34 protein-coding genes and 1 pseudogene are annotated in these 25,179 nt (G+C 40.3%); 33 read left to right on the top strand and 2 right to left on the bottom strand.

From position 1 onward, the window contains the following. Window positions 1-12 precede the first annotated feature (12 nt). On the top strand, window positions 13-648 hold the full coding sequence (locus EL087_RS09435) for a hypothetical protein (protein WP_232008249.1): 636 nt from the start codon (window positions 13-15) through the stop codon (window positions 646-648). A 109-nt stretch (window positions 649-757) separates the two neighbouring features. On the opposite strand, the gene EL087_RS08605 is transcribed toward EL087_RS09435, so the two are convergent. Further along, entirely contained in the window at window positions 758-1,291 is a 534-nt protein-coding gene (locus tag EL087_RS08605) for a histidine phosphatase family protein (protein ID WP_126407989.1), read from the bottom strand. 151 nt (window positions 1,292-1,442) lie between these two features. Between EL087_RS08605 and EL087_RS08600 the strand changes: the two genes are divergently transcribed. The 7 genes and pseudogenes from EL087_RS08600 (at window position 1,443) to EL087_RS08565 (ending at window position 9,700) form a co-directional block, all read left to right on the top strand. Continuing rightward, on the top strand, window positions 1,443-3,539 hold the full coding sequence (locus EL087_RS08600) for an SSURE domain-containing protein (protein WP_126407986.1): 2,097 nt from the start codon (window positions 1,443-1,445) through the stop codon (window positions 3,537-3,539). Window positions 3,540-3,636: 97 nt separating this feature from the next. Next, window positions 3,637-4,323 carry a response regulator transcription factor gene (locus EL087_RS08595; protein ID WP_126407984.1) on the top strand — a complete coding sequence of 229 codons (687 nt, stop codon included), beginning with the start codon at window positions 3,637-3,639 and terminating at the stop codon, window positions 4,321-4,323. Between the two features lies 1 nt (window position 4,324). Continuing rightward, window positions 4,325-5,356 carry a sensor histidine kinase gene (locus tag EL087_RS08590; protein ID WP_126407982.1) on the top strand — a complete coding sequence of 344 codons (1,032 nt, stop codon included), beginning with the start codon at window positions 4,325-4,327 and terminating at the stop codon, window positions 5,354-5,356. Between the two features lie 248 nt (window positions 5,357-5,604). Continuing rightward, a pseudogene (locus EL087_RS08580) lies at window positions 5,605-5,901 on the top strand (HAD family hydrolase); the annotation flags it as partial. 79 nt (window positions 5,902-5,980) lie between these two features. After that, a complete protein-coding gene (gene polA / locus EL087_RS08575; RefSeq protein WP_126407980.1) occupies window positions 5,981-8,626 on the top strand; it encodes a DNA polymerase I in 2,646 nt (881 codons plus the stop codon). Window positions 8,627-8,758: 132 nt separating this feature from the next. After that, complete coding sequence (locus EL087_RS08570; RefSeq protein ID WP_126407978.1) at window positions 8,759-9,196, top strand: CoA-binding protein; 438 nt, start codon at window positions 8,759-8,761, stop codon at window positions 9,194-9,196. Further along, window positions 9,197-9,700 (top strand): kinase, encoded by a 504-nt coding sequence (locus EL087_RS08565; RefSeq protein WP_126407976.1) that lies wholly within the window; start codon window positions 9,197-9,199, stop codon window positions 9,698-9,700. Between the two features lie 238 nt (window positions 9,701-9,938). Here EL087_RS08565 and EL087_RS08560 read toward each other — a convergent pair whose 3' ends face one another. Continuing rightward, window positions 9,939-10,784 carry a DUF975 family protein gene (locus tag EL087_RS08560; protein WP_126407974.1) on the bottom strand — a complete coding sequence of 282 codons (846 nt, stop codon included), beginning with the start codon at window positions 10,782-10,784 and terminating at the stop codon, window positions 9,939-9,941. 178 nt (window positions 10,785-10,962) lie between these two features. On the opposite strand from EL087_RS08560, the gene tgt reads away from it, so the two are divergent. The 25 genes from tgt (at window position 10,963) to secY (ending at window position 25,055) form a co-directional block, all read left to right on the top strand. Further along, complete coding sequence (gene tgt / locus EL087_RS08555) at window positions 10,963-12,105, top strand: tRNA guanosine(34) transglycosylase Tgt (RefSeq protein WP_126407971.1); 1,143 nt, start codon at window positions 10,963-10,965, stop codon at window positions 12,103-12,105. After that, window positions 12,106-12,741 (top strand): uridine kinase family protein, encoded by a 636-nt coding sequence (locus EL087_RS08550; protein ID WP_119005808.1) that lies wholly within the window; start codon window positions 12,106-12,108, stop codon window positions 12,739-12,741. 281 nt (window positions 12,742-13,022) lie between these two features. Further along, window positions 13,023-13,373 (top strand): hypothetical protein, encoded by a 351-nt coding sequence (locus tag EL087_RS08545; protein ID WP_126407969.1) that lies wholly within the window; start codon window positions 13,023-13,025, stop codon window positions 13,371-13,373. A 312-nt stretch (window positions 13,374-13,685) separates the two neighbouring features. Continuing rightward, the gene (gene rpsJ / locus EL087_RS08540; RefSeq protein ID WP_002894478.1) at window positions 13,686-13,994 is read left to right on the top strand and encodes a 30S ribosomal protein S10; all 309 of its coding nucleotides are present in this window, start codon (window positions 13,686-13,688) and stop codon (window positions 13,992-13,994) included. 206 nt (window positions 13,995-14,200) lie between these two features. Further along, complete coding sequence (gene rplC, locus EL087_RS08535; RefSeq protein ID WP_003026558.1) at window positions 14,201-14,827, top strand: 50S ribosomal protein L3; 627 nt, start codon at window positions 14,201-14,203, stop codon at window positions 14,825-14,827. A gap of 24 nt (window positions 14,828-14,851) precedes the next feature. After that, window positions 14,852-15,475 (top strand): 50S ribosomal protein L4, encoded by a 624-nt coding sequence (rplD, locus tag EL087_RS08530; RefSeq protein WP_037598474.1) that lies wholly within the window; start codon window positions 14,852-14,854, stop codon window positions 15,473-15,475. Beyond that, entirely contained in the window at window positions 15,475-15,771 is a 297-nt protein-coding gene (locus EL087_RS08525) for a 50S ribosomal protein L23 (protein ID WP_126407967.1), read from the top strand. The genes rplD and EL087_RS08525 overlap by 1 nt, the downstream gene beginning before the upstream one ends. A 17-nt stretch (window positions 15,772-15,788) precedes the next feature. Beyond that, window positions 15,789-16,622 carry a 50S ribosomal protein L2 gene (gene rplB, locus EL087_RS08520; protein WP_003026553.1) on the top strand — a complete coding sequence of 278 codons (834 nt, stop codon included), beginning with the start codon at window positions 15,789-15,791 and terminating at the stop codon, window positions 16,620-16,622. Window positions 16,623-16,859: 237 nt separating this feature from the next. Continuing rightward, entirely contained in the window at window positions 16,860-17,138 is a 279-nt protein-coding gene (gene rpsS / locus EL087_RS08515; protein WP_000533765.1) for a 30S ribosomal protein S19, read from the top strand. Window positions 17,139-17,152: 14 nt separating this feature from the next. Beyond that, on the top strand, window positions 17,153-17,497 hold the full coding sequence (gene rplV / locus EL087_RS08510) for a 50S ribosomal protein L22 (RefSeq protein WP_003026550.1): 345 nt from the start codon (window positions 17,153-17,155) through the stop codon (window positions 17,495-17,497). Window positions 17,498-17,509: 12 nt separating this feature from the next. Next, window positions 17,510-18,163 (top strand): 30S ribosomal protein S3, encoded by a 654-nt coding sequence (rpsC, locus tag EL087_RS08505; protein ID WP_003029478.1) that lies wholly within the window; start codon window positions 17,510-17,512, stop codon window positions 18,161-18,163. Window positions 18,164-18,166: 3 nt separating this feature from the next. Beyond that, complete coding sequence (gene rplP, locus EL087_RS08500) at window positions 18,167-18,580, top strand: 50S ribosomal protein L16 (protein WP_003029477.1); 414 nt, start codon at window positions 18,167-18,169, stop codon at window positions 18,578-18,580. A gap of 9 nt (window positions 18,581-18,589) precedes the next feature. Further along, window positions 18,590-18,796 (top strand): 50S ribosomal protein L29, encoded by a 207-nt coding sequence (gene rpmC, locus EL087_RS08495; protein WP_003029476.1) that lies wholly within the window; start codon window positions 18,590-18,592, stop codon window positions 18,794-18,796. A 27-nt stretch (window positions 18,797-18,823) separates the two neighbouring features. Continuing rightward, entirely contained in the window at window positions 18,824-19,084 is a 261-nt protein-coding gene (gene rpsQ, locus EL087_RS08490; protein WP_003026542.1) for a 30S ribosomal protein S17, read from the top strand. Window positions 19,085-19,109: 25 nt separating this feature from the next. After that, entirely contained in the window at window positions 19,110-19,478 is a 369-nt protein-coding gene (rplN, locus tag EL087_RS08485; protein WP_003026541.1) for a 50S ribosomal protein L14, read from the top strand. Window positions 19,479-19,553: 75 nt separating this feature from the next. Continuing rightward, window positions 19,554-19,859 (top strand): 50S ribosomal protein L24, encoded by a 306-nt coding sequence (gene rplX / locus EL087_RS08480; protein ID WP_126407964.1) that lies wholly within the window; start codon window positions 19,554-19,556, stop codon window positions 19,857-19,859. Window positions 19,860-19,882: 23 nt separating this feature from the next. Next, window positions 19,883-20,425, top strand: a complete 543-nt coding sequence (rplE, locus tag EL087_RS08475; RefSeq protein WP_003026536.1) for a 50S ribosomal protein L5 — start codon at window positions 19,883-19,885, stop codon at window positions 20,423-20,425. Window positions 20,426-20,442: 17 nt separating this feature from the next. After that, window positions 20,443-20,628 (top strand): type Z 30S ribosomal protein S14, encoded by a 186-nt coding sequence (locus EL087_RS08470; RefSeq protein WP_001085699.1) that lies wholly within the window; start codon window positions 20,443-20,445, stop codon window positions 20,626-20,628. Between the two features lie 180 nt (window positions 20,629-20,808). Beyond that, window positions 20,809-21,207, top strand: coding sequence for a 30S ribosomal protein S8 (rpsH, locus tag EL087_RS08465; protein ID WP_003026535.1), 399 nt, complete (start codon window positions 20,809-20,811; stop codon window positions 21,205-21,207). 242 nt (window positions 21,208-21,449) lie between these two features. Further along, window positions 21,450-21,986: a 50S ribosomal protein L6 gene (rplF, locus tag EL087_RS08460; RefSeq protein WP_003029474.1), complete on the top strand. Its 537-nt coding sequence runs from the start codon at window positions 21,450-21,452 to the stop codon at window positions 21,984-21,986. 81 nt (window positions 21,987-22,067) lie between these two features. After that, window positions 22,068-22,424, top strand: coding sequence for a 50S ribosomal protein L18 (gene rplR / locus EL087_RS08455; RefSeq protein ID WP_003026531.1), 357 nt, complete (start codon window positions 22,068-22,070; stop codon window positions 22,422-22,424). A gap of 18 nt (window positions 22,425-22,442) precedes the next feature. Next, window positions 22,443-22,937, top strand: coding sequence for a 30S ribosomal protein S5 (rpsE, locus tag EL087_RS08450; RefSeq protein WP_003029472.1), 495 nt, complete (start codon window positions 22,443-22,445; stop codon window positions 22,935-22,937). Window positions 22,938-22,951: 14 nt separating this feature from the next. After that, on the top strand, window positions 22,952-23,134 hold the full coding sequence (rpmD, locus tag EL087_RS08445; protein ID WP_003029471.1) for a 50S ribosomal protein L30: 183 nt from the start codon (window positions 22,952-22,954) through the stop codon (window positions 23,132-23,134). Between the two features lie 160 nt (window positions 23,135-23,294). Beyond that, window positions 23,295-23,735 (top strand): 50S ribosomal protein L15, encoded by a 441-nt coding sequence (rplO, locus tag EL087_RS08440; protein ID WP_003026525.1) that lies wholly within the window; start codon window positions 23,295-23,297, stop codon window positions 23,733-23,735. A gap of 12 nt (window positions 23,736-23,747) precedes the next feature. Next, window positions 23,748-25,055 carry a preprotein translocase subunit SecY gene (secY, locus tag EL087_RS08435; RefSeq protein ID WP_003026523.1) on the top strand — a complete coding sequence of 436 codons (1,308 nt, stop codon included), beginning with the start codon at window positions 23,748-23,750 and terminating at the stop codon, window positions 25,053-25,055. Window positions 25,056-25,179 lie beyond the last annotated feature (124 nt).

The raw sequence follows: 25,179 nt of genomic DNA, 5'->3' as shown, positions 1-25,179 counted from the left end.
CTTAGAAAGTATATGGAACGTGTGTGGAAGTTGCTGAGAGTTCGTGTGATTTCAGTATTGACTTTAGTGGTAACTTCTGTGAATTTGTCTCGTATGTTAACATTTTTGTTCAAACGGAGTTTTTGGCATGAGATACGGCGTGCGTTTTCAGTCTTTATCTTATATCCAACTTTGTTTTTCCTCTTGCCGATTGTCTTTTTCTATATTTTTCCGACGGATTCAACGGATTCTCCGATAGGGAGTTATCTTCTCGTCCGGAAAACAGAACATGAAACGATTTATTATTCAACGACATCTTTGAAGATATTTGAAGGAAGGAAAATGTTGTATCGGCAACGATTGTTGTATTTGGTAGATAGTTGGGTGGTTAAGCAAGGAGTTCATTATTTATGTTATCGGTCGGTGGAGACAGGGGATTTTTATTACTTTATCTGGCAACCTCATACGAACTTATTACGATTAAATGGTGAGTCACCGCAAGACTTTATTCGAGACAGAACCAAGGCTTACATTCGGAACTTATCCAAAAATTCAGTTACGAGTTTTGGGGGGAGCGGTTTTGAGAATCAAGAGTGGCCCAAAGGAGAGCAAGAACCATTTTCATGGAAGAAACGAACGCGAAAGAAACTGTATAAGAGCTTGAAGTGATTTGGAAAATCATTTGTCAAATAAAAATTCCTAAACTAAATAGGAATAGTTTAGGAGTTTCACTAGTGAAAAAATCATTTGTGACTGATAGATAAAGTTAATTCAAATCTTACTGCAAGTATACTTTTTCATCTTTTAATATCAAAATAGCGGGCATGGACAGTTGTTTCCAAAAATCATAATGGATTTGTCCATCAAAATAGCTGAGCAGGATACAAATCAGATTGCCGTGAGAACTGATGATGTGTTCATCTTGGTGATTTTCTTCTAATTCTTGTAGAAATGATAGAGCTCGATTTTGAGCTATGAGATTTGATTCGCCGCTCGGAAGAGAACTGTCAGGATTTTGCCAAAGTTGCTTGAGTGTAGTTTCAAATGTTTGGTCGGAAACCGGCTGACTGCTTAGCTTTCGTTCAATCAATCGCTTATCCAGTTGAATCGGAAGTCCAAAAGTTAGTGCCAAAGGCTCAATCGTTTCAATTGCTCGTTGGTAAGGACTGGAATAAATAGCAGAGATTGGCTTATTCTCTAATATTTTTAATTGTGAGAGGGAAGCGAGTCCCTTTTGTGACAAAGGGCGAGTCCATTCGTTAGGTGTATAGGTTGAGTGTGCGTGACGGACAAAATAATAGGTGTCGTTCATGTAATCTAGTATATCACAACATGTGAAAATTCTATACATAAGCAAGAAATAATGCTTATTTAAGAAAAACTTTAACTTTGTCTTACGGATAGTTAATAAGAGCTTGGTAAACTTTAATCAACCATTAAAAATAATCAAAGGAGTAAATAATATGGTTGACAAAAATCATCGTTCAAATAATGAAAAATATACAAAATGGTCTATCCGTCGGTTAAGTGTAGGTGTTGCGTCCGTAGTTGTGGCAAGTGGATTCTTTATTCTTATTAGTAATCCTGTAAATGCCCAAGTTGGTACGCAAAACAAGGTGGTCACGACAGCCCCGTCAAATAGTCCAACAGACTCTGGGAAATCCATACTTGATTCGAAAGTAGGACAATCTGAAAAAACAACAGCTGACAAGAAAGAAACGCCAGATGCAACTAAGCCCTCACAAGATTTGTCTGGCAAAACAACTCAAACACCAGATAAAAAGGTGCAAGAAAAACAAGAAGTTACAAAAGAAAATAAAGTAGGCAAATCCGTTGCAGAAGCTACGAAAAAAATCCAAAAGGCGACAGAAACGGTTGTAAAAGAAGCAACTCCAAAAGTGCAAGAAGATCCATCTCTCGCTCAAGCCAAACAATCCGTTTCTGACAATATCAAGGGCAGTACAGATGTTCCTGCTTCCTTCTTACAAAACGCTAACCACCCCGGTCCCTTTACAGCAGGCGTGAATGAAGTCATTCCGTACGAACTCTTCGGTGGTGATGGTATGTTAACCCGTCTCTTGTTGAAATCTTCAAATGGCGCCCCATGGTCAGATAATGGCACGGCAAACCATGCCGGCTTACTACCCTTTGCCAACATTCCAAAAGGTAAATATTTCTACCAAGTATCACTCAATGGTAATGTAGCCGGCAAACAAGGCAAAGCTCTTTTAGATCAACTAAAAGCGAATGGCACACACAGCTATACCGCAACCGTCACAGTTTACGGTGCAACCAAGGACGGCAAAGCAGACTTGAACAATGTTATTGCAACGCGTCAAGTGAATCTGAATTTGAATGGTCAAAAAGTGCAAGAAGATTTAACTCTTGCTCAAGCTAAGCAATCTGTAGCGGATAACATTAAAAGCAGTACAGATGTTCCTGCTTCCTTCCTAGCAAATGCGAACCACCCTGGTCCCTTTACAGCAGGCGTGAATGAAGTCATTCCGTACGAACTCTTCGGTGGTGACGGTATGTTAACCCGTCTCTTGTTGAAATCCTCAGACGGTGCGCCATGGTCTGATAACGGAACAGCAAACCATGCCGGCTTACTACCCTTTGCCAACATTCCAAAAGGTAAATATTTTTATCAAGTGTCACTCAATGGCAATGCAGCAGGTAAACAAGGCAAAGCTCTTTTAGATCAACTAAAAGCGAATGGAACACACAGCTATACCGCAACGGTAACGGTTTATGGTGCAACCAAAGATGGTAAAGCAGACTTGAACAATGTCATCGCAACACGTCAAGTGAACTTGAATCTGAACGGCACTACGACTGCTGACCAAGTGAAAAAATCCGTAGCAGATAACATCAAAGATAAAATTGATGTTCCTGCAAGTTATTTAACAAATGCAGTCTATCCAGGACCATTTACAGCTGGTGTCAACCAAGTCATTCCGTATGAGCTCTTCGGTGGTGACGGTATGTTAACCCGTCTCTTGTTGAAATCCTCAGATGGCGCACCGTGGTCAGATAATGGTAAAGCAAACCATGCAGGTCTCCTACCACTTGCAGGTCTAGACAAAGGCAAATATTTCTATCAAGTTTCATTAGATGACAATGTGGCGGGTAAGCAAGATAAAGCTTTGTTAGAACAATTGAAAGCTAATGGAACGCATTCTTATAAAGCAACAGTCACAGTTTATGGTGCAACTAAAGACGGTAAAGCAGACTTGAACAATGTCATTGCGACGAAATCTGTGACCATTAACCTAAAAGCTGAAAAGAAAGCGGACTCTAATGGGCAATCTCAACAAGATCAAAATGGTCAGGCACAAAACCAAGGTAAAAAAGCAGATCATGACGGAAGCAAACATTCAAATAAAGGTGGCACACCTTCTGCAACAACTTCAAAAGGTGGACAAGCTAGGGCAAGTAAAAAATCGCTTCCTAATACAGGTCAAAAATCTTCTCTTGCTTTAACAGTTTTAGGACTTCTTGGCCTAAGTGCAGCAGCTATTTTAGCACTTGTTGGCATGAAACGCAGAGAAAAGAAGTAATTCTCGCATTTGTGAGCAATAACGCTTGAATCAAGTATAGAAATAGTGTTATACTTTTTCGTGGTATAACACTATTTTTCACAGTAGAGGTAAGAAAATGACGAAGAGAATTTTGTTAGTAGATGATGAAGTAGAGATTACCGAGATTAACAAGCGTTATTTAACACAGGTAGGTTATGAAGTCAATGTGGCGCATGATGGACAAGAAGCTTTAGAGTTGTTTCAGAAATATTCAATTGATTTGATAATTACAGATATTATGATGCCTAATATGGATGGCTATGATCTGATTGGGGAAGTACAATATCTTGCTCCAGACCAGCCTTTCCTTTTTATCACGGCTAAAACATCTGAGCCAGATAAGATTTATTCTCTCAGTATGGGTGCGGATGATTTTATTACCAAGCCTTTTAGTCCGCGGGAATTGGTTTTACGAGTCAATAATATCTTGCGGCGCATTCACCGCAGTGTGGGAGCAGATGAAAAACTCCAACTAGGGGATTTAGAGATAAATCATGCAACGCGCGAAGTGACAGTGCACGGACAATCGTTGATGATGACCATTAAATCTTTTGAGTTGCTATGGATTTTAGCCAGCAATCCTCAGCGGGTCTTTTCTAAGACAGAATTGTATGAGAAAGTCTGGCAAGAAGATTTTGTAGATGATACAAATACGTTGAATGTTCACATTCATGCCTTGCGGCAAGATTTAGCAAAATACAGTACAGAAAAAACACCCACGATCAAGACTGTTTGGGGGCTGGGCTATAAGATAGAGGTGTAAGATGAAATTAAAGCACTTTATTATTGTGGGTTACCTCATTTCCACAACCATCACAGTTGTTGCCATTATCTGGTCTGTCAACACCATGCTAATTTCAAAAAGTGATATTTATTTTATTATTGGGATTAGTATTCTAGCAAGTATTACAGGTGCATTGGTCAGTCTTTTACTGTTGAGCCGCGTTTTTCTCTCTTTGGATAAATTAAAACAGCTCATCAAAGGTATTTCAGATAAGAAGTTTGAAACGGTCAATACAATTAAAAATCCAACAGAGTTTAAAGAATTAGCAGATGCTTTTAATGAAATGTCTACTGATTTGCAAAACACATTTGCCTCTTTAGAAGAGAGTGAAAAAGAAAAAGGCTTGATGATTGCTCAGCTCTCACACGATATTAAAACGCCTTTGACATCCATTCAAGCGACGGTGGAGGGAATGTTAGATGGTGTGATTGCAGCTGATGAGCAGCAGTATTATCTCAAAACCATCAGTCGGCAGACCGATCGCCTAAATAAACTGGTGGAAGAGTTAAGCTTCATTACGTTAAATACCATGCATGAACCAGATACACCGATAGAAAAAGAGGAGATTTATCTTGATAAGCTCTTGATTGATATTATGTCGGAGTTCCAATTGGTGATTGATAGAGAAGGCCGAGATATTCGGATTTCGGTGCAGCCAGAATCAGCAAAAATTATTAGCAATTATGATAAACTTTCACGGATTATTCTCAATCTTGTCAGCAATGCTTTTAAGTATTCGGAAGCAGGCACCAAGCTTACTATTGATGCGGCGGTTGACAATAAGCGCTTGACTTTAACGGTGGCAGATGAAGGTCAGGGCATTAAGTCAGAGGATTTGGATAAGATTTTTAAACGACTTTATCGGGTGGAATCTTCTCGCAATATGAAAACTGGCGGGCACGGTCTAGGGCTCTATATCGCGCGTGAATTGGCACATCAACTGGGTGGAGATATTTTCGTTCAGAGCGAATATGGGCAAGGTAGCAGCTTTTCTTTAGTATTGGATATATAAAAAAAGAGTAGGACAAGACCGGAAAAGGCGATGTTCTACTCTTTTTGTTATCCTTGTTGCTGCTCGGCTAAAATAACTTCAAAAAGCAGATTTCCAACTAAATTGAACATCAAGCGTGAGCGTAGTTTTTCGCGCTTTTTAGGTGCATCGTAGACGAAAATCATGTGGTCACTGATTTTATCAAGCAGAAAATATTTTCTTTCCCCCTATCGCAATTAGATGTCAGATCTTTGCTGAACGATCTTCAGAAAGAACAGTTCCCCCATTTGGAAGTTTATCAATCGGGTGGGACACGAATAGAAGTGACCGCTAAGAATGTTTCAAAGGGAAGCAGCTTGTAGTCTTTGAAAAATAATGCTCAACTAGTTGTGACGTTTGGTGATTCAGGAAATGATATTTCGATGTTTGAAAAATCCGATATTTCCTACTGTATGGCGCATGCTCCGAAGGCCGTCCAAGAAGCAGCTACGTATGTAGTGGATTACTTTGCAGATGCAGTGAAACATTTGGAGAAGTTGTTGTATCAAAATAGTATAAAGGCTTAAGAAAATTTTCTTAGGCTTTTTGTGTGCTGCCATTATCCTTAATCAAAAAATTTTTTTGGTTTCATGTTATAATAAACCTATGGAAAACAAGAATAAATTACTGTTGATTGACGGTTCGTCCGTCGCTTTTCGTGCTTTTTTTGCACTGTATAATCAAATTGACCGTTTTAAGAGCCCGTCTGGGCTTCACACTAATGCCATTTACGGCTTTCATCTTATGTTGAATCACTTGATAGAACGTGTACAGCCGACTCATATCTTGGTGGCATTTGATGCGGGAAAGACTACCTTTCGGACAGAGATGTATGCTGATTACAAGGGTGGTCGGGCTAAAACGCCGGAAGAATTTCGTGAGCAGCTGCCTTTTATTCGCGAAATGCTAGATAAGCTGGGTATTTGCTATTATGATTTGGATCAGTATGAGGCAGATGACATTATCGGTACTTTGGATAAAATGGCTGAAAACACGGCTGTTTCCTACGATGTGACAATCGTGAGTGGAGACAAGGATTTGATTCAGCTGGCCGATGATAATACTATTGTGGAAATTTCTAAAAAAGGTGTGGCTGAGTTCGAGAAATTCACACCAGCCTACCTCATGGAAAAAATGGGAATTACACCCACACAATTTATTGACCTTAAGGCTCTTATGGGCGATTCCTCAGACAATATCCCTGGAGTGACTAAAATCGGTGAGAAAACGGGACTCAAGCTCCTCTTGGAATATGGCTCTCTGGAAGGTATTTATAACAACATTGACCAAATGAAGCAGTCTAAGATGAAGGAAAATCTCATCAATGACAAGGACATTGCTTTCTTATCTAGAATACTTGCAACCATTGATACCCAAGCTCCAATCGAAATTGGTTTGGAAGATATTCTCTATCAAGGTCCGAATATCAAACAATTAAGCAGATTTTACGATGAAATGGGCTTTAAGCAATTTAAGCAAGCGCTAGAAACAGAAGCAGAGCCAGAAGAGGAGGATGACATTGCTTTTGAGGAAGTGACGGAAGTCCGTCCAGAAATGCTCAGTAAAGATGATTTTTTCTACTTTGAAATGTTGGGTGACAATTACCACATTGACGAGATGGTGGGCTTTGCTTGGGGGAATGCACGACAGATTTATGCCAGTCAGGACATCAGTCTCTTGCAACAACCAGCTTTCAAAGAATTTTTGGAAAACACAGCCCTCAAGGTTTATGATTTTAAACGCTCCAAGGTCTTGCTCAGTCGCTTAGGCATTGAGCTTTCGCGACCAGCATTTGATAGCCGTTTAGCTAAGTACCTTCTTTCAACCGTTGATAACAATGAAATCGCAACAATTGCTGGTCTTTATGGCAAGACCAAACTCGCCGAAGATGAGGCGGTTTATGGGAAAGGCGCTAAGCGGGCACTGCCTGAAAAAGCTATTTTATTGAGCCATTTAGCCAGAAAAGTCACAGTTCTCATTGAAACGGAAAAGCCTATGACAGACTTGCTATGTCGGCATGACCAACTCAATCTACTGTACGAAATGGAGCAACCTTTAGCCTTTGTGCTGGCTAAAATGGAGATTGCTGGTATCAAAGTAGAGCGCGAAACATTGCAAACTATGCAGGCTGAAAATGAGGTGCTTCTTACCCAACTAACGCAGGACATCTATGAGCTTGCTGGTGAGGAGTTTAACATTAATTCGCCTAAACAGTTGGGGGGTATTCTCTTTGAAAAACTAGGTTTGCCAACGTCTTTTACTAAGAAAACCAAAACGGGCTACTCTACGGCAGTAGATGTATTGGAACGTTTAGCACCAATCGCGCCAATTGTGGAGAAGATTTTGGACTATCGGCAAATTGCTAAGATTCAATCAACCTATATCACGGGACTACAGGACTGGATTCTGGCAGACGGAAAGATTCACACTCGCTATCTTCAAGATTTGACTCAGACAGGACGCCTATCAAGTGTTGATCCTAATCTGCAAAATATCCCAATCCGCCTAGAGCAAGGCCGCTTGATTCGGAAAGCTTTTGTGCCAGAGTGGGAGAATAGTGTCTTACTTAGCTCCGATTATTCGCAAATTGAGTTGCGGGTTTTGGCGCATATTTCAGGTGATGAACATCTGATTGAGGCATTCAGACACGGAGCGGACATTCACACTTCGACAGCCATGCGGGTTTTTAATATCGAAAGACCAGAAGATGTGACACCAAATGACCGCCGCAATGCCAAAGCTGTCAACTTTGGTGTTGTTTACGGAATTTCTGACTTTGGACTTGCCAACAATCTGGGTATTAGTCGTAAGGAAGCGAAGTCCTATATTGATACTTATTTTGAGCGCTATCCGGGTATCAAGAATTATATGGAAAATGTAGTGCGAGAGGCACGAGACAAGGGCTATGTAGAAACTCTCTTTCACCGTCGTCGGGAGATCCCGGATATCAATTCTCGTAACTTCAATGTTCGAGGATTTGCGGAACGGACAGCTATCAATTCACCGATTCAAGGCTCAGCCGCAGACATTCTTAAAATTGCAATGATTCGACTGGACCAAGCTCTGATAGATGGGAATTTTAAAACCAGAATGTTGCTGCAAGTTCATGATGAAATTGTGCTGGAAGTACCTGAAAACGAACTGGAGACTGTTAAAACTCTGGTGAAGAATATCATGGAATCTGCCATTGAACTTTCTGTTCCCTTGAAAGCGGACGAAAGTGCTGGCAAGACCTGGTATGAAGCCAAGTAAAAGCAAGGTGCTAAGTTCATAAGGACAGCGAGAAGTTCTTGCGTCGTTTGGCTTCTTAGTGTTTATAGCTGTGTTTCTGATTCAAAAGGATCAGCATGACTCACAATACATAAAAATTACGGAGAAAATTTTATGACCTATCATTTCAAAAATCCCAGCGACGGGGTTATCAAACAGTATTTAAAAAACAGTAAGACGATTGCGGTTGTTGGTTTGTCAGATCGCGAAGAGGCAACCAGCCACCGTGTATCCAAGGAGATGCAAGAACGGGGCTATCAGATTGTTCCGGTCAATCCCCGAGCAGCCGGCGGTCAGATTTTAGGAGAAACCGTCTATGCCAGTCTCAAGGACATTCCTTTCTCGGTGGATATTGTTGATGTCTACCGTCGTAGCGAGTTTTTGCCAGATGTGGCGCGTGATTTTCTGCAAGCGAATGCTAAAATTTTCTGGGCACAATTAGGCTTGGAAAATGAAGAAACTGAGCAAATCCTTCGTGCAGCTGGACACGATGATATTGTCATGAACCGCTGTATCAAGCGGGAGCATACCCGTCTGATTTTAGGAGAGTAAATGACAACGTTGGTGATTATCAGAGGCGATTCTGGTTCAGGAAAAACAAGTCTGGCAAAAAAATTGCAAGAGTATTATGGACGAAGGACGCTTGTCATCTCTCAAGATGTCTTTCGGCGTGACATGCTGAAAGAAAAAGTCGAGCCGGACAATCTGTCAATTCCTTTGACAGCAACCATTGCCCGTTATGGCTATGAGCGAGATTTGTTGGTGATCGTTGAAGGATTTTATGAAACAGATATTTACGGGCAAATGCTAGAAGAATTGCGTGACCTCTTTTATCCAAAAGTTCTGTCTTACTATTATGATTTGATTTTTGAAGAGACAGTTCGCCGTCACCAAACGAGGAACAAGAAAGCAGACTTTAGTCCAGCTGATATGAAACGTTGGTGGAAAGAATGTGATTTCTTGGGTTGGGAGGAAGCGATATTTACAGATCAGGTTTCGCTGGAAGATGCTTTTCAAAAAATATCAATTTATTATAAAAAATTAAGGTTGATTTAAGCTAACTTGGTTATACTATGTTTATCAAATGAAGACCTCCTAACTTTATTTGATAGAAATCCTAAACTTTTTCATAATAATCTCCCTAATAAAAGTCACCCATTGGTGGCTTTTTTCATGTAAAGTTTGCAATATAACACTTTAGCTGAATCACTTTACGAAAAATGGATATAACTCAAAAGACCCGAACAGTTCGTTCAAGTCTTTTGTTGGATTGCCAATTGTTTTACGCAAGAAATTAATAAAAAATTGGAGTCTGATCTTGTTCCTTTAGCACAGCTTCATAGAAAAGAGTTTGAGCTGTATAAACGTAGGGATAGACATAAATAGATGCGATCCCCAAAGTAATAGCAGTTAGCAAGTACCAGCCAATAAAGGTTAAATCAAGTACAAATCGCTTGCCTTTATATCCTTTCATCATCTGGCGGCTTGTACGAATAATTTTAAAGGCGCTCTCATAGCTCTGGTTTTCTAATGTGTCACAAAGAATAAATTCTACTTGCGAATAAGCGTAATATTGAGGAAGTGCAATAATAATACCGATTACCATCAAAATAAAACCGATGAGAATATAAAGTAACAATGTCCCAACAGTTGTCTGAAGTGCAGTATTTTGTGAGAGAGCTTGAGAATTGGGTAGGAGTTTTATGACGTTAAAACTAGCTAGAATCATCATGCCGCTTCCAATCCAGACGAAAACATTCCACAGAAATAGTAATACGCGTTTGAGCAAAAGTGTTCTGAAAACAGGACCAATTACTTTACTATCAAAAGTCCGAACTGAATCTATAAAATGTATCTCTTGTCGTTTTCCGCGAACGACTTCAAGTAAGGTCCAAAAAGCAGCTGTTAAAAAGAAAGATACAATAAAACTAATTATGATTGGGAAAAAGGAACGATTGATTCCGTGGATAACTGTATTTTTGATGCCATATTGTAAGATGTTATTAGACAAGTTATCTGAAGAATAATTGTAAATAACGGAAATAATTGCTGTTACAATCGGCACTAAAAAGAGGGCAGAGATTCCTTTTGTTTGCCGTTGGATATGACGAGCCTCTGCTCGCAATTCACTTAAGTTCATATTTGCCTCCTATATTGAAAAATATTATACCATATTCTTCTAAGAGAAAGAAAAGTTTTTATCTACTTTATCTTTCTTCTTTTTTTTGATAAAATCATACAGGATGTTGTGAGCAAATGAAACTCACACACTATAGAATGAAGATCTGGGACTGTTTTTCCCAGTATCGGAGGTAAAAATGTCAGATTCACCGATTCAGTATCGTTTGATTAAAAAAGAAAAGCACACAGGTGCTCGTTTGGGAGAAATTATCACGCCGCATGGCACTTTTCAAACTCCCATGTTTATGCCCGTGGGAACTCAGGCAACTGTAAAAACGCAGTCTCCAGAAGAGCTCAAAGAAATGGGTTCGGGGATTATTTTATCCAATACTTACCATCTCTGGTTGCGGCCGGGAGATGAGCTGATTGCACGTGCTGGAGGTCTTCATAAATTTATGAACTGGGATCAGGCTATTCTGACAGATAGCGGTGGTTTTCAGGTATATTCTCTGGCAGACAGCCGCAACATCACCGAAGAAGGGGTGACTTTTAAGAATCACCTGAACGGCGCAAAAATGTTCCTCTCTCCAGAAAAGGCTATTTCTATTCAAAACAATCTAGGCAGTGATATCATGATGTCTTTTGATGAGTGCCCGCAGTTCTACCAACCTTATGACTATGTTAAGAAGTCCATTGAGCGGACTAGCCGTTGGGCAGAGCGTGGCCTCAAGGCACACCACCGTCCCCAGGACCAAGGTCTCTTTGGGATTGTTCAGGGTGCTGGCTTTGAAGATTTGCGTCGCCAATCTGCTCAAGACTTGGTCAGCATGGATTTTCCAGGCTATTCTATTGGTGGTTTAGCTGTAGGTGAATCTCACGAAGAGATGAATGCAGTATTGGACTTTACAACTCCGATGCTGCCTGAAAACAAGCCTCGCTATCTCATGGGAGTAGGAGCACCAGACAGCCTGATTGACGGGGTAATACGTGGTGTGGATATGTTTGACTGCGTGCTGCCGACACGAATTGCCAGAAATGGTACCTGCATGACCAGTGAGGGGCGTTTGGTCGTGAAAAATGCTCAATTTGCAGAGGATTTCACACCGCTAGATCATAACTGTGATTGCTACACCTGCAAAAACTATACGCGCGCTTATCTTCGTCATTTGCTCAAGGCTGATGAAACCTTTGGACTCCGCCTGACTAGCTATCACAATCTCTATTTCCTCATCAATCTGATGAAAAATGTCCGCCAAGCCATTCTAGATGACAATTTGCTTGAATTTCGTGAAGATTTCATCGAGCGCTATGGCTACAATCATTCAAAGAGGAATTTCTAGATGAATCAAGGTGAGAGGTCGTTAGTAGAAGTAGTCAAGAATTATTTGCTGGATGGGAAAAAACATACGCTAGCGATTTACGGTCACGGTGCTTCTGGAAAATCTACTTTTGCCAAACGTTTAGTAGAAAGTCTGGGGCGAGAGCGAGTTAATCTGCTTGCGGCTGATCCTTATATAATAGACGGGGAATATCGTGACTTGCTGGCAGTTAGAGAATTTCCAGAGCAAAAAGTGACAGCCTGTCTTCCAGTGGTTCATGAATTGAAGAGCTTGAAACGTGATATAAGAGCCTTGCAATCTGGCTGTGATATAGTGACGATTGATCAACCTTGGGCACCAAGTCAACGACTTTCAGTGGAAAAATCAATTCTAATTGTGGAAGGCATGTCAGTTGCTTTTCTGCCGAAAGAGTTGTTTGATTTGTCCATTTGTTTTTACACCGATGCAGCGACGGAATTAGATCGCCGCTTGTCCCGTGATGTAGCAGTACGTAATCGGCAGCCTGAGTGGATTGAGAGAACGCACCAAGCGCGTCGTGAGCAATATGAGCGTTATTATAGACCTTATCACGACCTTGCAGATATATTGATTTGTCAATCGGGAAATACTTTTAAAGTTAAAAAATCTCTATTTTAAAAGATAAAGTTACGTTAAGCTAGTTTTAAGGTTGAAAAGTTATTCTATATTTATCCTAAAACTTTTCTTTTTCATAATCTCCCAAATGCCACTACATTATGTTAGTGGTGTTTTTGTATTGATTGGTTTAGTGTTACAATTAGAACAAATAATCAAGGAGATAAAAAAATGAAATTAAATTCACTCGATTTTAAAATCGTTGTCTCAGTTATGTTTTGTATTGTAAGTGCCTGACTTATTCCTTTTTTAGGTATTTTACCGGCTTCTTTTTCGGCTTTGCTGTGTGTACAGGAAGAGGGGCTGGCAAGCAAAAAAGTGAATATTATCGGATTCTAGCAATGCTGGTAGGTGGTTTAGCGGCTGTTCTTTTGATTTGCTGTTATCATTTCATCCCAAGTAAGATAACATTGTTCTGTCTGTTAATGTTAGCTATTCTTGGAACTCTATATGTTAGCAAATCGGTTGCCTTACCTCCTTTCTTAGCGAGAATTGCAGTTTTAACATTACTGATTGTTGCGATTATGGGAAAAGGAGACTTGCTCTACGTAGCAAATAGACTGTTATCCACTATCTACGGAGCGATTGTTGCTTGGGGTGTTTCAATAGTACCAATAAAGCAAGACAAAAAATAATATTCAATACTCATTATTTAGAAAATATGAACAAGAGAAATTAGTAAGTCTTCTCTTGTTTTTTATCCTTCGCCGAGCTAAATTCGTTTTTTGCCTTGTAAAGTCTCTTTTTGTCAAAGAAATCTCAAAAAAATTATCAAATCCCTTGCAATCAGTGAATCTTTGTGTTATTCTATTATGGTGCTGTGAAAAAACAGTCTGTAGCTTTGATGCAAGAGGTTGCGACACGCTCGGTTGCATTGCCACGCAATGGCGTCTCGGTTTTCTTGTGGAGCTAGCCTATTATCTTAAATAGACGAAAAGGAGAAAAAGATGGCAAACAAAAAAATCCGTATCCGTTTGAAAGCGTACGAACACCGTACACTTGATACAGCGGCTGCAAAAATCGTAGAAACTGCTACTCGTACAGGTGCAGAAGTTGCAGGACCAATCCCACTTCCAACTGAGCGTAGCCTCTACACAATCATTCGTGCGACTCATAAATACAAAGATTCTCGCGAACAATTTGAAATGCGTACACACAAACGCTTGATTGACATCATCAACCCAACTCAAAAAACAGTTGATGCTTTGATGAAGTTGGATCTTCCAAGTGGTGTGAACGTGGAAATCAAACTTTAATCAGATGCAAGATAAAAGTATTCGGATTTAACTGAATACGGGCTAAGAGCTCTGCAAAAAAGATAAACTTCCTAGTGTTTGTCGAACACTGCGTCAGTTTCCTATTTTTGCCAGACTCTCTTAACGCCCTTAATATCTTAATCTTGAGCATAAAAAACGCTCGTTAAAAACTTTTTGAAAAAATATAGAAAAGGAAACATTTTCTCATGACAAAAGGAATCTTAGGGAAAAAAGTGGGAATGACTCAAATCTTCACTGAAGCTGGCGAATTGATCCCTGTAACTGTTGTTGAAGCAACACCAAACGTGGTTCTTCAAGTAAAAACAGTTGAAACAGATGGTTATAACGCTGTTCAAGTCGGTTTTGACGACCTTCGTGATGTATTGAGCAACAAACCTGCTAAAGGACATGTAGCGAAAGCTAACACGGCTCCTAAGCGCTTCATTCGTGAATTCAAAAACATTGAAGGCTTAGAGGTCGGTGCAGAAATCACAGTGGATACATTCGAAGCTGGCGATGTTGTTGATGTAACAGGAACTTCAAAAGGTAAAGGTTTCCAAGGTGTTATCAAACGCCACGGCCAATCACGTGGTCCAATGGCTCACGGTTCTCGTTATCACCGTCGTCCTGGTTCTATGGGACCAGTTGCGCCTAACCGTGTTTTCAAAAACAAACACTTGGCAGGACGCATGGGTGGCAACCGTGTAACGATTCAAAACCTTGAAATCGCACAAGTTGTTCCAGAGAAAAACGTTATCCTCATCAAAGGTAACGTGCCTGGTGCTAAGAAATCTCTTATCACTATCAAGTCAGCAGTTAAAGCTGGTAAATAATAAAGAAAGGGGAAATCAGTCACAATGGCAAACGTAAAATTATTTGACCAAACTGGTAAAGAAGCTGGTGAAGTAGTTCTTAACGATGCAGTATTTGGTATTGAGCCAAATGAATCAGTTGTATTTGATGTTGTTATCAGTCAACGTGCAAGCCTTCGTCAAGGAACTCACGCTGTTAAAAACCGCTCTGCAGTATCAGGTGGCGGACGCAAACCATGGCGTCAAAAAGGAACTGGACGTGCGCGTCAAGGTTCTATCCGCTCTCCACAATGGCGTGGTGGTGGTACCGTATTTGGTCCAACTCCTCGTTCATACGCCTACAAACTTCCACAAAAAGTTCGTAGATTGGCACTTAAATCAGTTTATTCTGAAAAAGTTGCTGAGGACAAATTCGTAGCTGTAGACAGCCTTTCATTTACAGCTCCAAAGACTGCTGAGTTTGCGAAAGTACTTGCTGCACTTAGCATTGATTCAAAAGTACTTGTAATTCTTGAAGAAGGAAACGAATTTGCTGCACTTTCAGCACGTAACCTTCCAAATGTGAAAGTTGCAACAGCAACAACTGCAAGTGTTCTTGATATCGTAAATAGCGACAAACTTCTTGTTACTAAAGAAGCTATCTCTACAATCGAGGAGGTTCTTGCATAATGAATTTGTATGACGTAATCAAAAAGCCTATCATCACAGAAAGCACAATGGCTCTTCTTGAAGAAGGCAAATACGTATTTGAAGTGGACACTCGCGCTCATAAACTTTTGATTAAACAAGCGGTTGAAGCTGCTTTTGACGGAGTGAAGGTTGCAAATGTGAACACAATCAATGTAAAACCAAAATCAAAACGTGTAGGGCGTTATACTGGTTTTACAAATAAAACTAAAAAAGCTATCATCACTCTTACAGCTGATTCTAAAGCAATCGAGTTGTTTGGTGCTGAAGCAGAATAATCTAAGGAGGAAATATCGTGGGAATCAGAGTTTATAAACCAACTACAAATGGTCGCCGTAATATGACTTCTTTGGATTTTGCCGAAATCACAACGAGCACTCCAGAAAAAACTTTGCTTGTTTCTTTGAACAACAAAGCTGGTCGTAACAACAACGGTCGTATCACTGTTCGTCACCAAGGCGGTGGACACAAACGCCATTACCGTTTGATTGACTTCAAACGTAACAAAGACGGTGTTGAAGCAGTTGTTAAAACAATTGAATACGATCCAAATCGTTCAGCAAACATCGCTCTTGTACATTATACTGACGGTGTGAAAGCTTATATCATCGCTCCTAAAGGTCTTGAAGTCGGTCAACGCATCGTTTCTGGACCAGAAGCGGATATTAAAGTCGGAAATGCTCTTCCACTTGCTAATATCCCAGTTGGTACATTGATTCATAATATTGAATTGAAACCAGGACATGGTGGTGAATTAGTACGTGCTGCTGGAGCTTCTGCTCAAGTGCTCGGTCAAGAAGGCAAATATGTTCTTGTTCGTTTGCAATCAGGCGAAGTTCGCATGATCCTTGGAACTTGCCGTGCAACTGTCGGTGTTGTTGGAAATGAACAACATGGATTGGTTAACCTTGGTAAGGCTGGACGCAGCCGCTGGAAAGGCATCCGCCCAACAGTCCGCGGTTCTGTAATGAACCCGAACGATCACCCACACGGTGGTGGTGAAGGTAAAGCACCAGTTGGTCGTAAAGCACCATCTACTCCATGGGGCAAACCTGCTCTTGGACTTAAAACTCGTAACAAGAAAGCGAAATCCGACAAACTTATTATTCGTCGTCGCAACGAGAAATAGGCGGCTGAGCAGAAGTTTGGCGGATTAGTTACCAAACTTCATTGCGAAACCTTGGCAAAGTTGATTAGATGTGTAGCAAGGCTGGTAGCTATAGCTAACTAGCAATCAACCACTGCCCCTCGTGAGTTGTTACATACTTATAATTAGCGAGCTAACTCGCAAAATTCCGCCAGCTCGGTAGCGCTGATTGTCAGTGCAAGCCGTTGTGGTACATATTTTAAAGGAGAAAACATAAAAATGGGACGCAGTCTTAAAAAAGGACCTTTCGTCGATGAGCATTTGATGAAAAAAGTTGAAGCTCAAGCCAACGACGAAAAGAAAAAAGTCATCAAAACTTGGTCACGTCGTTCAACGATTTTCCCAAGTTTTATCGGATATACAATTGCAGTTTATGATGGACGTAAACATGTTCCTGTTTACATCCAAGAAGACATGGTAGGGCACAAGCTTGGTGAATTTGCACCAACTCGTACTTACAAAGGTCACGCTGCTGACGACAAGAAAACACGTAGATAAGAGAGGAGAAAAACATGGCAGAAATCACTTCAGCTAAAGCAATGGCTCGTACAGTGCGCGTTTCACCTCGTAAATCTCGTCTAGTTCTTGACAATATCCGCGGGAAAGACGTCGCTGACGCAATCGCAATCTTGAAATTCACACCAAACAAAGCTGCTGGCATTATCGAAAAAGTGTTGAACTCAGCAATCGCTAATGCAGAAAACAACTTTGGTTTGGAAAAAGCAAACTTGGTAGTATCTGAAGCTTACGCAAACGAAGGACCAACAATGAAACGTTTCCGTCCACGTGCAAAAGGTTCAGCTTCACCAATCAACAAACGCACTAGCCACATCACAGTGGTCGTTGCAGAAAAATAAGGAGGTAAAATCGTGGGTCAAAAAGTACATCCAATAGGTATGCGTGTCGGTATCATCCGTGACTGGGATGCCAAATGGTATGCTGAAAAAGAATACGCGGATTACCTTCATGAAGATCTTGCAATCCGTAAATTCGTTCAAAAAGAATTAGCTGACGCAGCTGTTTCAACTATTGAAATCGAACGCGCAGTAAATAAAGTAAACGTTTCTCTTCACACTGCTAAACCAGGTATGGTTATCGGTAAAGGTGGAGCAAACGTTGATGCACTTCGTGCAAAGCTTAACAAATTGACTAGTAAGCAAGTCCACATCAACATCATTGAAATCAAATCACCAGATTTGGATGCTCATCTTGTTGGTGAAGGAATTGCTCGCCAATTAGAACAACGTGTTGCTTTCCGTCGTGCTCAAAAACAAGCAATCCAACGTACCATGCGTGCGGGAGCTAAAGGAATTAAAACTCAAGTATCTGGCCGCTTGAACGGTGCTGATATCGCTCGTAGTGAAGGGTATTCTGAAGGAACTGTTCCGCTTCATACGCTTCGTGCAGATATTGATTACGCTTGGGAAGAAGCAGATACTACTTACGGTAAACTTGGTGTTAAAGTCTGGATTTACCGCGGAGAAGTTCTTCCAGCTCGTAAAAACACTAAAGGAGGTAAATAACCAATGTTAGTACCTAAACGTGTTAAACACCGTCGCGAATTTCGTGGTAAAATGCGCGGTGAAGCTAAAGGTGGTAAGGAAGTGGCATTTGGAGAATATGGTCTTCAAGCAACTACTAGCCATTGGATCACAAACCGCCAAATCGAAGCTGCTCGTATCGCTATGACGCGTTACATGAAACGTGGTGGTAAAGTTTGGATTAAAATTTTCCCACACAAATCATACACTGCCAAAGCTATCGGGGTTCGTATGGGATCTGGGAAAGGTGCTCCAGAAGGTTGGGTTGCGCCAGTTAAACGTGGTAAAGTGATGTTTGAAATCGCTGGTGTGCCTGAGGAAGTTGCTCGTGAAGCGCTTCGCCTTGCAAGCCACAAATTACCAGTTAAAACAAAATTCGTGAAACGTGAAGCTGAATAAGGAGAAGGCATGAAACTTAATGAAGTAAAAGAATTTGTTAAAGAACTTCGTGGTCTTTCTCAAGAAGAACTCGCGAAGCGTGAAAGAGAATTGAAGAAAGAATTGTTTGATCTTCGTTTCCAAGCAGCAACAGGTCAATTAGAACAAACTGCACGCTTGAAAGAAGTGAAAAAGCAAATCGCTCGTATCAAAACTGTTCAATCAGAAATGAAATAATAGACTTGGGAAAGGAGAAATTCTAAAATGGAACGTAATCAACGTAAAACGCTTGTTGGACGCGTCGTTTCTGACAAGATGGATAAAACAATCACAGTTGTAGTTGAAACAAAACGTAACCACCCAGTCTATGGTAAGCGTATTAACTACTCTAAAAAATACAAAGCGCATGATGAAAATAACATCGCTAAAGAAGGCGATATTGTTCGTATCATGGAAACTCGTCCGCTTTCAGCTACAAAACGCTTCCGTCTTGTAGAAGTTGTAGAAGAAGCAGTTATCATCTAATCAAACCAGAAAGGAGAAAACTTAAATGATTCAAACAGAAACTCGTTTGAAAGTTGCTGACAACAGCGGTGCCCGCGAAATCTTGACAATCAAAGTTCTTGGTGGTTCAAAGCGTAAATTCGCTAGCATTGGTGATGTCATCGTTGCATCTGTAAAACAAGCTACTCCTGGTGGTGCGGTTAAAAAAGGTGACGTTGTAAAAGCGGTTATCGTTCGTACTAAATCAGGTGCTCGTCGCAAAGATGGTTCATACATCAAATTTGACGAAAATGCTGCAGTGATTATCCGTGATGATAAAACTCCTCGCGGAACACGTATCTTTGGTCCAGTTGCACGTGAATTGCGTGAAGGTGGATTCATGAAGATCGTTTCACTTGCTCCAGAAGTACTTTAATCAAAAACAAACTAAGTCCCCTATCTTCGACAGATAGGGTGCCCTTCAGGGCGTAAGAAATCAAAGGAGAAACCAATGTTTGTAAAAACTGGCGACAAAGTTCGCGTGATTGCTGGTAAAGACAAAGGTGTTGAAGCCAAAGTCGTTGCCGCACTTCCAAAAGTAAATAAAGTTGTTGTTGAAGGTGTAAATATCATCAAGAAACACCAAAAACCTAATAACGAAAACCCTCAAGGTGCTATCGTAGAAAAAGAAGCACCAATCCATGTGTCTAATGTTCAAGTGTTGGACAAAAATGGTGTTGCAGGACGTGTTGGCTACAAGTTTGTAGATGGCAAAAAAATTCGTTACAATAAAAAATCAGGCGAAGTGCTTGACTAATCACGAAGGAAAGGAGAAGTATAATGGCTAATCGTTTAAAAGAAAAATATCTTAATGAAGTAGTTCCTGCTTTGACTGAAAAGTTTAACTACTCATCTGTTATGGCTGTGCCAAAAGTGGATAAAATCGTTTTGAACATGGGTGTTGGTGACGCTGTTTCAAATGCTAAAAATCTTGAAAAAGCTGCTGAAGAGCTTGCTCTTATCTCAGGTCAAAAACCACTTATCACTAAAGCTAAAAAATCTATCGCCGGCTTCCGTCTTCGTGAAGGTGTAGCGATCGGTGCTAAGGTAACTCTTCGTGGTGAACGCATGTATGAATTCTTGGATAAATTGGTTACTGTATCACTTCCACGTGTTCGTGACTTCCACGGTGTTCCAACAAAATCATTTGATGGACGCGGGAACTACACACTTGGTGTGAAAGAACAATTGATTTTCCCAGAAATCAACTTTGATGATGTTGACAAGACTCGCGGTCTTGACATTGTTATTGTAACAACTGCTAACACGGATGAAGAATCACGTGAATTGCTTACAGGCCTTGGAATGCCTTTTGCAAAATAATCTAGGAGGTAAATAAATTGGCTAAAAAATCAATGATTGCTAAGAACAAACGCCCTGCGAAGTTCTCTACGCAAGCTTACACTCGTTGCGAACGTTGTGGTCGTCCACATTCAGTTTACCGCAAGTTTAAACTTTGCCGTGTTTGCTTCCGTGAATTGGCATACAAAGGACAAATTCCGGGCGTTACCAAAGCTTCTTGGTAATTATAGTTTCCTTTTCGTCATGAGTCGTTGTTATTCGCTCTTACTTAACTCAAGTTATGCCTACGAGCGAATGCCTAGACTTATCTAGGAAATGAAATCTATAAACAAAACTTATGAGCCTAGCTCAATCATTAACTAGCAAGTGAATTATCAAACTACTAGTAAGAGGAGAAAAATAAAATGGTTATGACTGACCCAATTGCAGACTTTTTGACACGTATTCGTAATGCGAATCAAGCAAAACATGAAGTGCTAGAAGTACCTGCATCAAATATCAAAAAAGGGATTGCTGAAATCCTTAAACGCGAAGGTTTTGTGAAGAACGTTGAGTACATTGAAGATGATAAACAAGGTGTTATTCGTGTATTCCTTAAATACGGTCAAAACGGTGAAAAAGTTATCACTGGTTTGAAACGTGTTTCAACACCAGGACTTCGTGTTTACAAAAAATGTGAAGATCTTCCAAAAGTCTTGAATGGACTTGGAATTGCGATTATCTCAACATCTGAAGGCTTGTTGACTGACAAAGAAGCACGCCAAAAGAATGTTGGTGGGGAAGTAATCGCCTACGTTTGGTAATTGCATGATACAAAGAGCGTGACGGACAAAGTGAAAATAGGAAATCTAGCGATGAATGCTCACATTCAAGATAGATTTATCTTTTCCACACAGGCCGTAGCTCGTGTTCAGATTGGCAAAACTGATTTGAATGATATATTTGAATAAAACGTTAGAACTATCATACAAACTGCTATGATAGTTGCCCCGTGAAAACTGGCCGTCCTCGGACGACCTGACAATTTAACAGGAGAAAAAATAACATGTCACGTATTGGTAATAAAGTTATCGTATTGCCTGCTGGTGTCGAATTGACAAACAAAGACAATGTCGTAACTGTAAAAGGGCCTAAAGGAGAACTCACTCGTACGTTCTCTAAAGATATTGATATTCGTGTGGAAGGAACTGAAGTAACTCTTCACCGTCCAAACGATACAAAAGAAATGAAAACAATCCACGGAACAACTCGTGCTCTTTTGAACAACATGGTTCATGGTGTATCAGAAGGATTCAAGAAAGAACTTGAAATGCGTGGGGTTGGATACCGTGCTCAACTTCAAGGAAAAAAATTGGTACTTTCAGTTGGTAAATCTCATCCAGATGAAGTGGAAGCTCCTGAAGGTATTACTTTTGAACTTCCAAATCCAACGACTATTGTTGTGAACGGAATCTCAAAAGAAGTAGTTGGACAAACTGCTGCTTATATCCGTAGCTTGCGTGCTCCTGAACCATATAAAGGGAAAGGTATCCGCTACGTTGGTGAATTCGTTCGCCGTAAAGAAGGTAAAACTGGTAAATAATGTTATAAGGTTGTTTTTCAACCAAGATATTTATTTCCAACTTTGTGCTTAGGCACACAATAAAATTAAGAGGTGAAAATTGTGATTTCGAAACCAGATAAAAATAAAGTCCGCCAAAAACGCCATCGTCGCGTTCGCGGAAAACTCTCTGGAACTGCTGATCGCCCACGTTTGAACGTATTCCGTTCTAATACAGGCATCTACGCTCAAGTAATTGATGACGTAGCGGGTGTAACGCTCGCAAGCGCTTCAACTCTTGACAAAGAAGTTTCAAAAGGAACTAAAACTGAACAAGCCGTTGTTGTCGGCAAACTTGTTGCTGAACGTGCAGTTGCTAAAGGTATTACTGAAGTGGTGTTTGACCGCGGTGGATATCTATATCACGGACGTGTAAAAGCTTTGGCTGATGCAGCTCGTGAAAACGGATTGAAATTCTAATAGGGAGGACACTAAAAAATGGCATTTAAAGACAATGCAGTTGAACTTGAAGAACGCGTAGTTGCGATTAACCGTGTTACAAAAGTTGTTAAAGGTGGACGTCGTCTTCGTTTTGCGGCTCTTGTAGTTGTTGGTGACCGTAATGGTCGTGTTGGTTTTGGTACTGGTAAAGCTCAAGAAGTACCAGAAGCAATTCGCAAAGCCGTTGAAGATGCAAAGAAAAACCTAATTGAAGTACCAATGGTTGGCACAACAATTCCTCACGAAGTAACATCTGAATTTGGTGGAGCTCGTGTCTTGTTGAAACCAGCTGTAGAAGGTGCTGGAGTGGCTGCTGGTGGTGCTGTTCGTGCCGTCATCGAATTGGCAGGTGTAGCAGATGTAACATCTAAATCACTTGGTTCTAACACTCCAATCAACATCGTTCGCGCAACTGTTGAAGGTTTGAAACAATTAAAACGCGCTGAAGAAGTTGCTGCCCTTCGTGGTATTTCAGTTTCTGACTTAGCATAAGAAAGGAGATTCACATGGCTCAAATTAAAATTACTTTGACAAAGTCTCCAATCGGACGCATTCCGTCACAACGTAAAACTGTTGTAGCACTTGGACTTGGCAAATTAAATAGCTCAGTTATCAAAGAAGATAATGCTGCTGTTCGTGGTATGATTACAGCAGTATCACACTTGGTAACTGTTGAAGAAGTTAAGTAAGTAATCATTTTGCTAACAAAACTTTAAATTGAAATAAACTAGGGGATGAGAGGATTTTCTCAGCCCCTTAAACTAAATATATGTATAGGCGAGTTTATACTGAGGACACCTTTTTCTCAGTATAAGCGCTAGCATTTTACAAAAGAGGAGAAAAAATATAATGAAACTTCATGAATTACAACCTGCTACAGGTTCTCGTAAAGTCCGTAACCGTGTTGGTCGTGGTACTTCATCTGGTAATGGTAAAACAGCTGGACGTGGTCAAAAAGGTCAAAAAGCTCGTAGTGGTGGTAAAGTTCGTCTTGGTTTTGAAGGTGGACAAACACCATTGTTCCGTCGCATGCCAAAACGTGGTTTCTTGAACATCAATCGTAAAGAATATGCAATTGTAAATCTTGATCAATTGAATGTTTTTGAAGACGGGGCAGAAGTAACTCCAGTTGTCCTTATTGAAGCAGGGATTGTAAAAGCTGAAAAATCTGGTGTTAAGATTCTTGGTAACGGCGAATTGACAAAGAAATTGACTGTGAAGGCAGCTAAATTCTCTAAATCAGCCGAAGAAGCTATCACTGCTAAAGGTGGTTCAGTGGAAGTCATCTAAGCGAGGTGACCTATGTTTTTTAAACTATTAAAAGATGCATTAAAAATCAAACAGGTTCGTTCAAAAATTCTCTTTACAATTTTTATTGTATTAGTATTTCGAATTGGTACGACGATTACTGTTCCAGGTGTTAATGCAAAAAGCTTGGAAGCTCTTAACGGGCTTTCATTTCTAAACATGCTCAGCCTTGTGTCAGGTAATGCTTTGCGAAATTTCTCAGTATTTGCATTGGGAGTTAGTCCGTATATTACCGCCTCTATTGTTGTTCAATTGCTACAAATGGATATTTTACCTAAGTTTGTAGAATGGGGCAAGCAAGGTGAAGTTGGACGAAGAAAGTTAAATCAAGCAACGCGCTATATTGCCTTAGTCTTGGCGTTTGTTCAATCTATCGGTATTACAGCAGGCTTCCATACCTTATCTAGTGCTAAGTTGGTGGCAACACCTAATTGGCAGACCTATTTGTTAATTGGTTTTCTGTTAACGACGGGTTCTATGATTGTGACTTGGTTAGGGGAACAAATTACAGATAAAGGCTATGGTAACGGTGTTTCTATGATTATCTTTGCAGGTATCGTAGCAGCAATTCCAGGAATGATTAAGAGTATATATGTAGACTACTTTGTCAATGTACCAAGCAGCCGTATTACTTCATCTATCATTTTTGTTACTATTCTGATTATAGCTGTTTTACTCATTGTTTACTTTACAACCTTCGTTCAACAAGCAGAATACAAAATTCCAATCCAGTATACAAAGATTGCGCAAGGTGCGCCTTCTAGCTCATACCTTCCTTTGAAGGTCAATCCGGCGGGTGTTATTCCGGTTATCTTTGCAAGTTCGATTACTGCCGCACCTGCAGCTATTTTCCAATTTTTGACAGCTACAGGTCATAATGCACAATGGGTTCGAGTGGCCCAGTCCTTGTTTGCAACAACAACCGCAAGCGGAATTGTGATGTACGCACTCTTGATTATTTTGTTTACATTTTTCTATACATTTGTACAAATCAATCCAGAGAAAACTGCAGAGAATTTGCAAAAGAGTGGTGCCTATATTCATGGTGTACGTCCTGGTAAAGGAACAGAAGAATATATGTCTAAGTTGCTTCGTCGCTTAGCAACAGTTGGTTCACTTTTCTTAGGCTTTATTTCGATTTTACCGATTTTAGCAAAAGATTTGTTTGGATTGACAGATGCTGTTGCTTTAGGTGGTACTAGTTTGCTGATTATTATTGCAACTGGTATTGAAGGAATGAAACAGCTTGAAGGCTACCTTCTGAAGAGAAAATATACTGGCTTTATGAATACAACAGAATAGAAACAGAGTAAAGAAAGATATTCTATACTTTAAAAGCAATTTGCGTTAAAGTACGAACGCAGTGGTTGATGATGAAAATGAGCTTTTGTTTTCATCCTAAATCAACTATGTTGCGGGGTGGGAG

The sequence above is a fragment of the Streptococcus milleri genome, from assembly GCF_900636525.1.
Taxonomy (GTDB): Bacteria; Bacillota; Bacilli; order Lactobacillales; family Streptococcaceae; genus Streptococcus; species Streptococcus hominis.
Note: the sequence above shows the minus strand (reverse complement) of the source record. Positions and strands in the feature narration are given on the sequence as shown.

Excerpts from the sequence above, each read along its gene's own strand:
- EL087_RS09435 (WP_232008249.1), top strand. The coding sequence starts at position 13 with ATGGAACGTGTGTGGAAGTTGCTGAGAGTTCGTGTGATTTCAGTATTG.
- EL087_RS08605 (WP_126407989.1), bottom strand. The coding sequence starts at position 1,291 with ATGAACGACACCTATTATTTTGTCCGTCACGCACACTCAACCTATACA.
- EL087_RS08600 (WP_126407986.1), top strand. The coding sequence starts at position 1,443 with ATGGTTGACAAAAATCATCGTTCAAATAATGAAAAATATACAAAATGG.
- EL087_RS08595 (WP_126407984.1), top strand. The coding sequence starts at position 3,637 with ATGACGAAGAGAATTTTGTTAGTAGATGATGAAGTAGAGATTACCGAG.
- EL087_RS08590 (WP_126407982.1), top strand. The coding sequence starts at position 4,325 with ATGAAATTAAAGCACTTTATTATTGTGGGTTACCTCATTTCCACAACC.
- polA (WP_126407980.1), top strand. The coding sequence starts at position 5,981 with ATGGAAAACAAGAATAAATTACTGTTGATTGACGGTTCGTCCGTCGCT.
- EL087_RS08570 (WP_126407978.1), top strand. The coding sequence starts at position 8,759 with ATGACCTATCATTTCAAAAATCCCAGCGACGGGGTTATCAAACAGTAT.
- EL087_RS08565 (WP_126407976.1), top strand. The coding sequence starts at position 9,197 with ATGACAACGTTGGTGATTATCAGAGGCGATTCTGGTTCAGGAAAAACA.
- EL087_RS08560 (WP_126407974.1), bottom strand. The coding sequence starts at position 10,784 with ATGAACTTAAGTGAATTGCGAGCAGAGGCTCGTCATATCCAACGGCAA.
- tgt (WP_126407971.1), top strand. The coding sequence starts at position 10,963 with ATGTCAGATTCACCGATTCAGTATCGTTTGATTAAAAAAGAAAAGCAC.
- EL087_RS08550 (WP_119005808.1), top strand. The coding sequence starts at position 12,106 with ATGAATCAAGGTGAGAGGTCGTTAGTAGAAGTAGTCAAGAATTATTTG.
- rpsJ (WP_002894478.1), top strand. The coding sequence starts at position 13,686 with ATGGCAAACAAAAAAATCCGTATCCGTTTGAAAGCGTACGAACACCGT.
- rplC (WP_003026558.1), top strand. The coding sequence starts at position 14,201 with ATGACAAAAGGAATCTTAGGGAAAAAAGTGGGAATGACTCAAATCTTC.
- rplD (WP_037598474.1), top strand. The coding sequence starts at position 14,852 with ATGGCAAACGTAAAATTATTTGACCAAACTGGTAAAGAAGCTGGTGAA.
- EL087_RS08525 (WP_126407967.1), top strand. The coding sequence starts at position 15,475 with ATGAATTTGTATGACGTAATCAAAAAGCCTATCATCACAGAAAGCACA.
- rpsS (WP_000533765.1), top strand. The coding sequence starts at position 16,860 with ATGGGACGCAGTCTTAAAAAAGGACCTTTCGTCGATGAGCATTTGATG.
- rplV (WP_003026550.1), top strand. The coding sequence starts at position 17,153 with ATGGCAGAAATCACTTCAGCTAAAGCAATGGCTCGTACAGTGCGCGTT.
- rplP (WP_003029477.1), top strand. The coding sequence starts at position 18,167 with ATGTTAGTACCTAAACGTGTTAAACACCGTCGCGAATTTCGTGGTAAA.
- rpmC (WP_003029476.1), top strand. The coding sequence starts at position 18,590 with ATGAAACTTAATGAAGTAAAAGAATTTGTTAAAGAACTTCGTGGTCTT.
- rpsQ (WP_003026542.1), top strand. The coding sequence starts at position 18,824 with ATGGAACGTAATCAACGTAAAACGCTTGTTGGACGCGTCGTTTCTGAC.
- rplN (WP_003026541.1), top strand. The coding sequence starts at position 19,110 with ATGATTCAAACAGAAACTCGTTTGAAAGTTGCTGACAACAGCGGTGCC.
- rplX (WP_126407964.1), top strand. The coding sequence starts at position 19,554 with ATGTTTGTAAAAACTGGCGACAAAGTTCGCGTGATTGCTGGTAAAGAC.
- rplE (WP_003026536.1), top strand. The coding sequence starts at position 19,883 with ATGGCTAATCGTTTAAAAGAAAAATATCTTAATGAAGTAGTTCCTGCT.
- rpsH (WP_003026535.1), top strand. The coding sequence starts at position 20,809 with ATGGTTATGACTGACCCAATTGCAGACTTTTTGACACGTATTCGTAAT.
- rplF (WP_003029474.1), top strand. The coding sequence starts at position 21,450 with ATGTCACGTATTGGTAATAAAGTTATCGTATTGCCTGCTGGTGTCGAA.
- rpsE (WP_003029472.1), top strand. The coding sequence starts at position 22,443 with ATGGCATTTAAAGACAATGCAGTTGAACTTGAAGAACGCGTAGTTGCG.
- rpmD (WP_003029471.1), top strand. The coding sequence starts at position 22,952 with ATGGCTCAAATTAAAATTACTTTGACAAAGTCTCCAATCGGACGCATT.
- rplO (WP_003026525.1), top strand. The coding sequence starts at position 23,295 with ATGAAACTTCATGAATTACAACCTGCTACAGGTTCTCGTAAAGTCCGT.
- secY (WP_003026523.1), top strand. The coding sequence starts at position 23,748 with ATGTTTTTTAAACTATTAAAAGATGCATTAAAAATCAAACAGGTTCGT.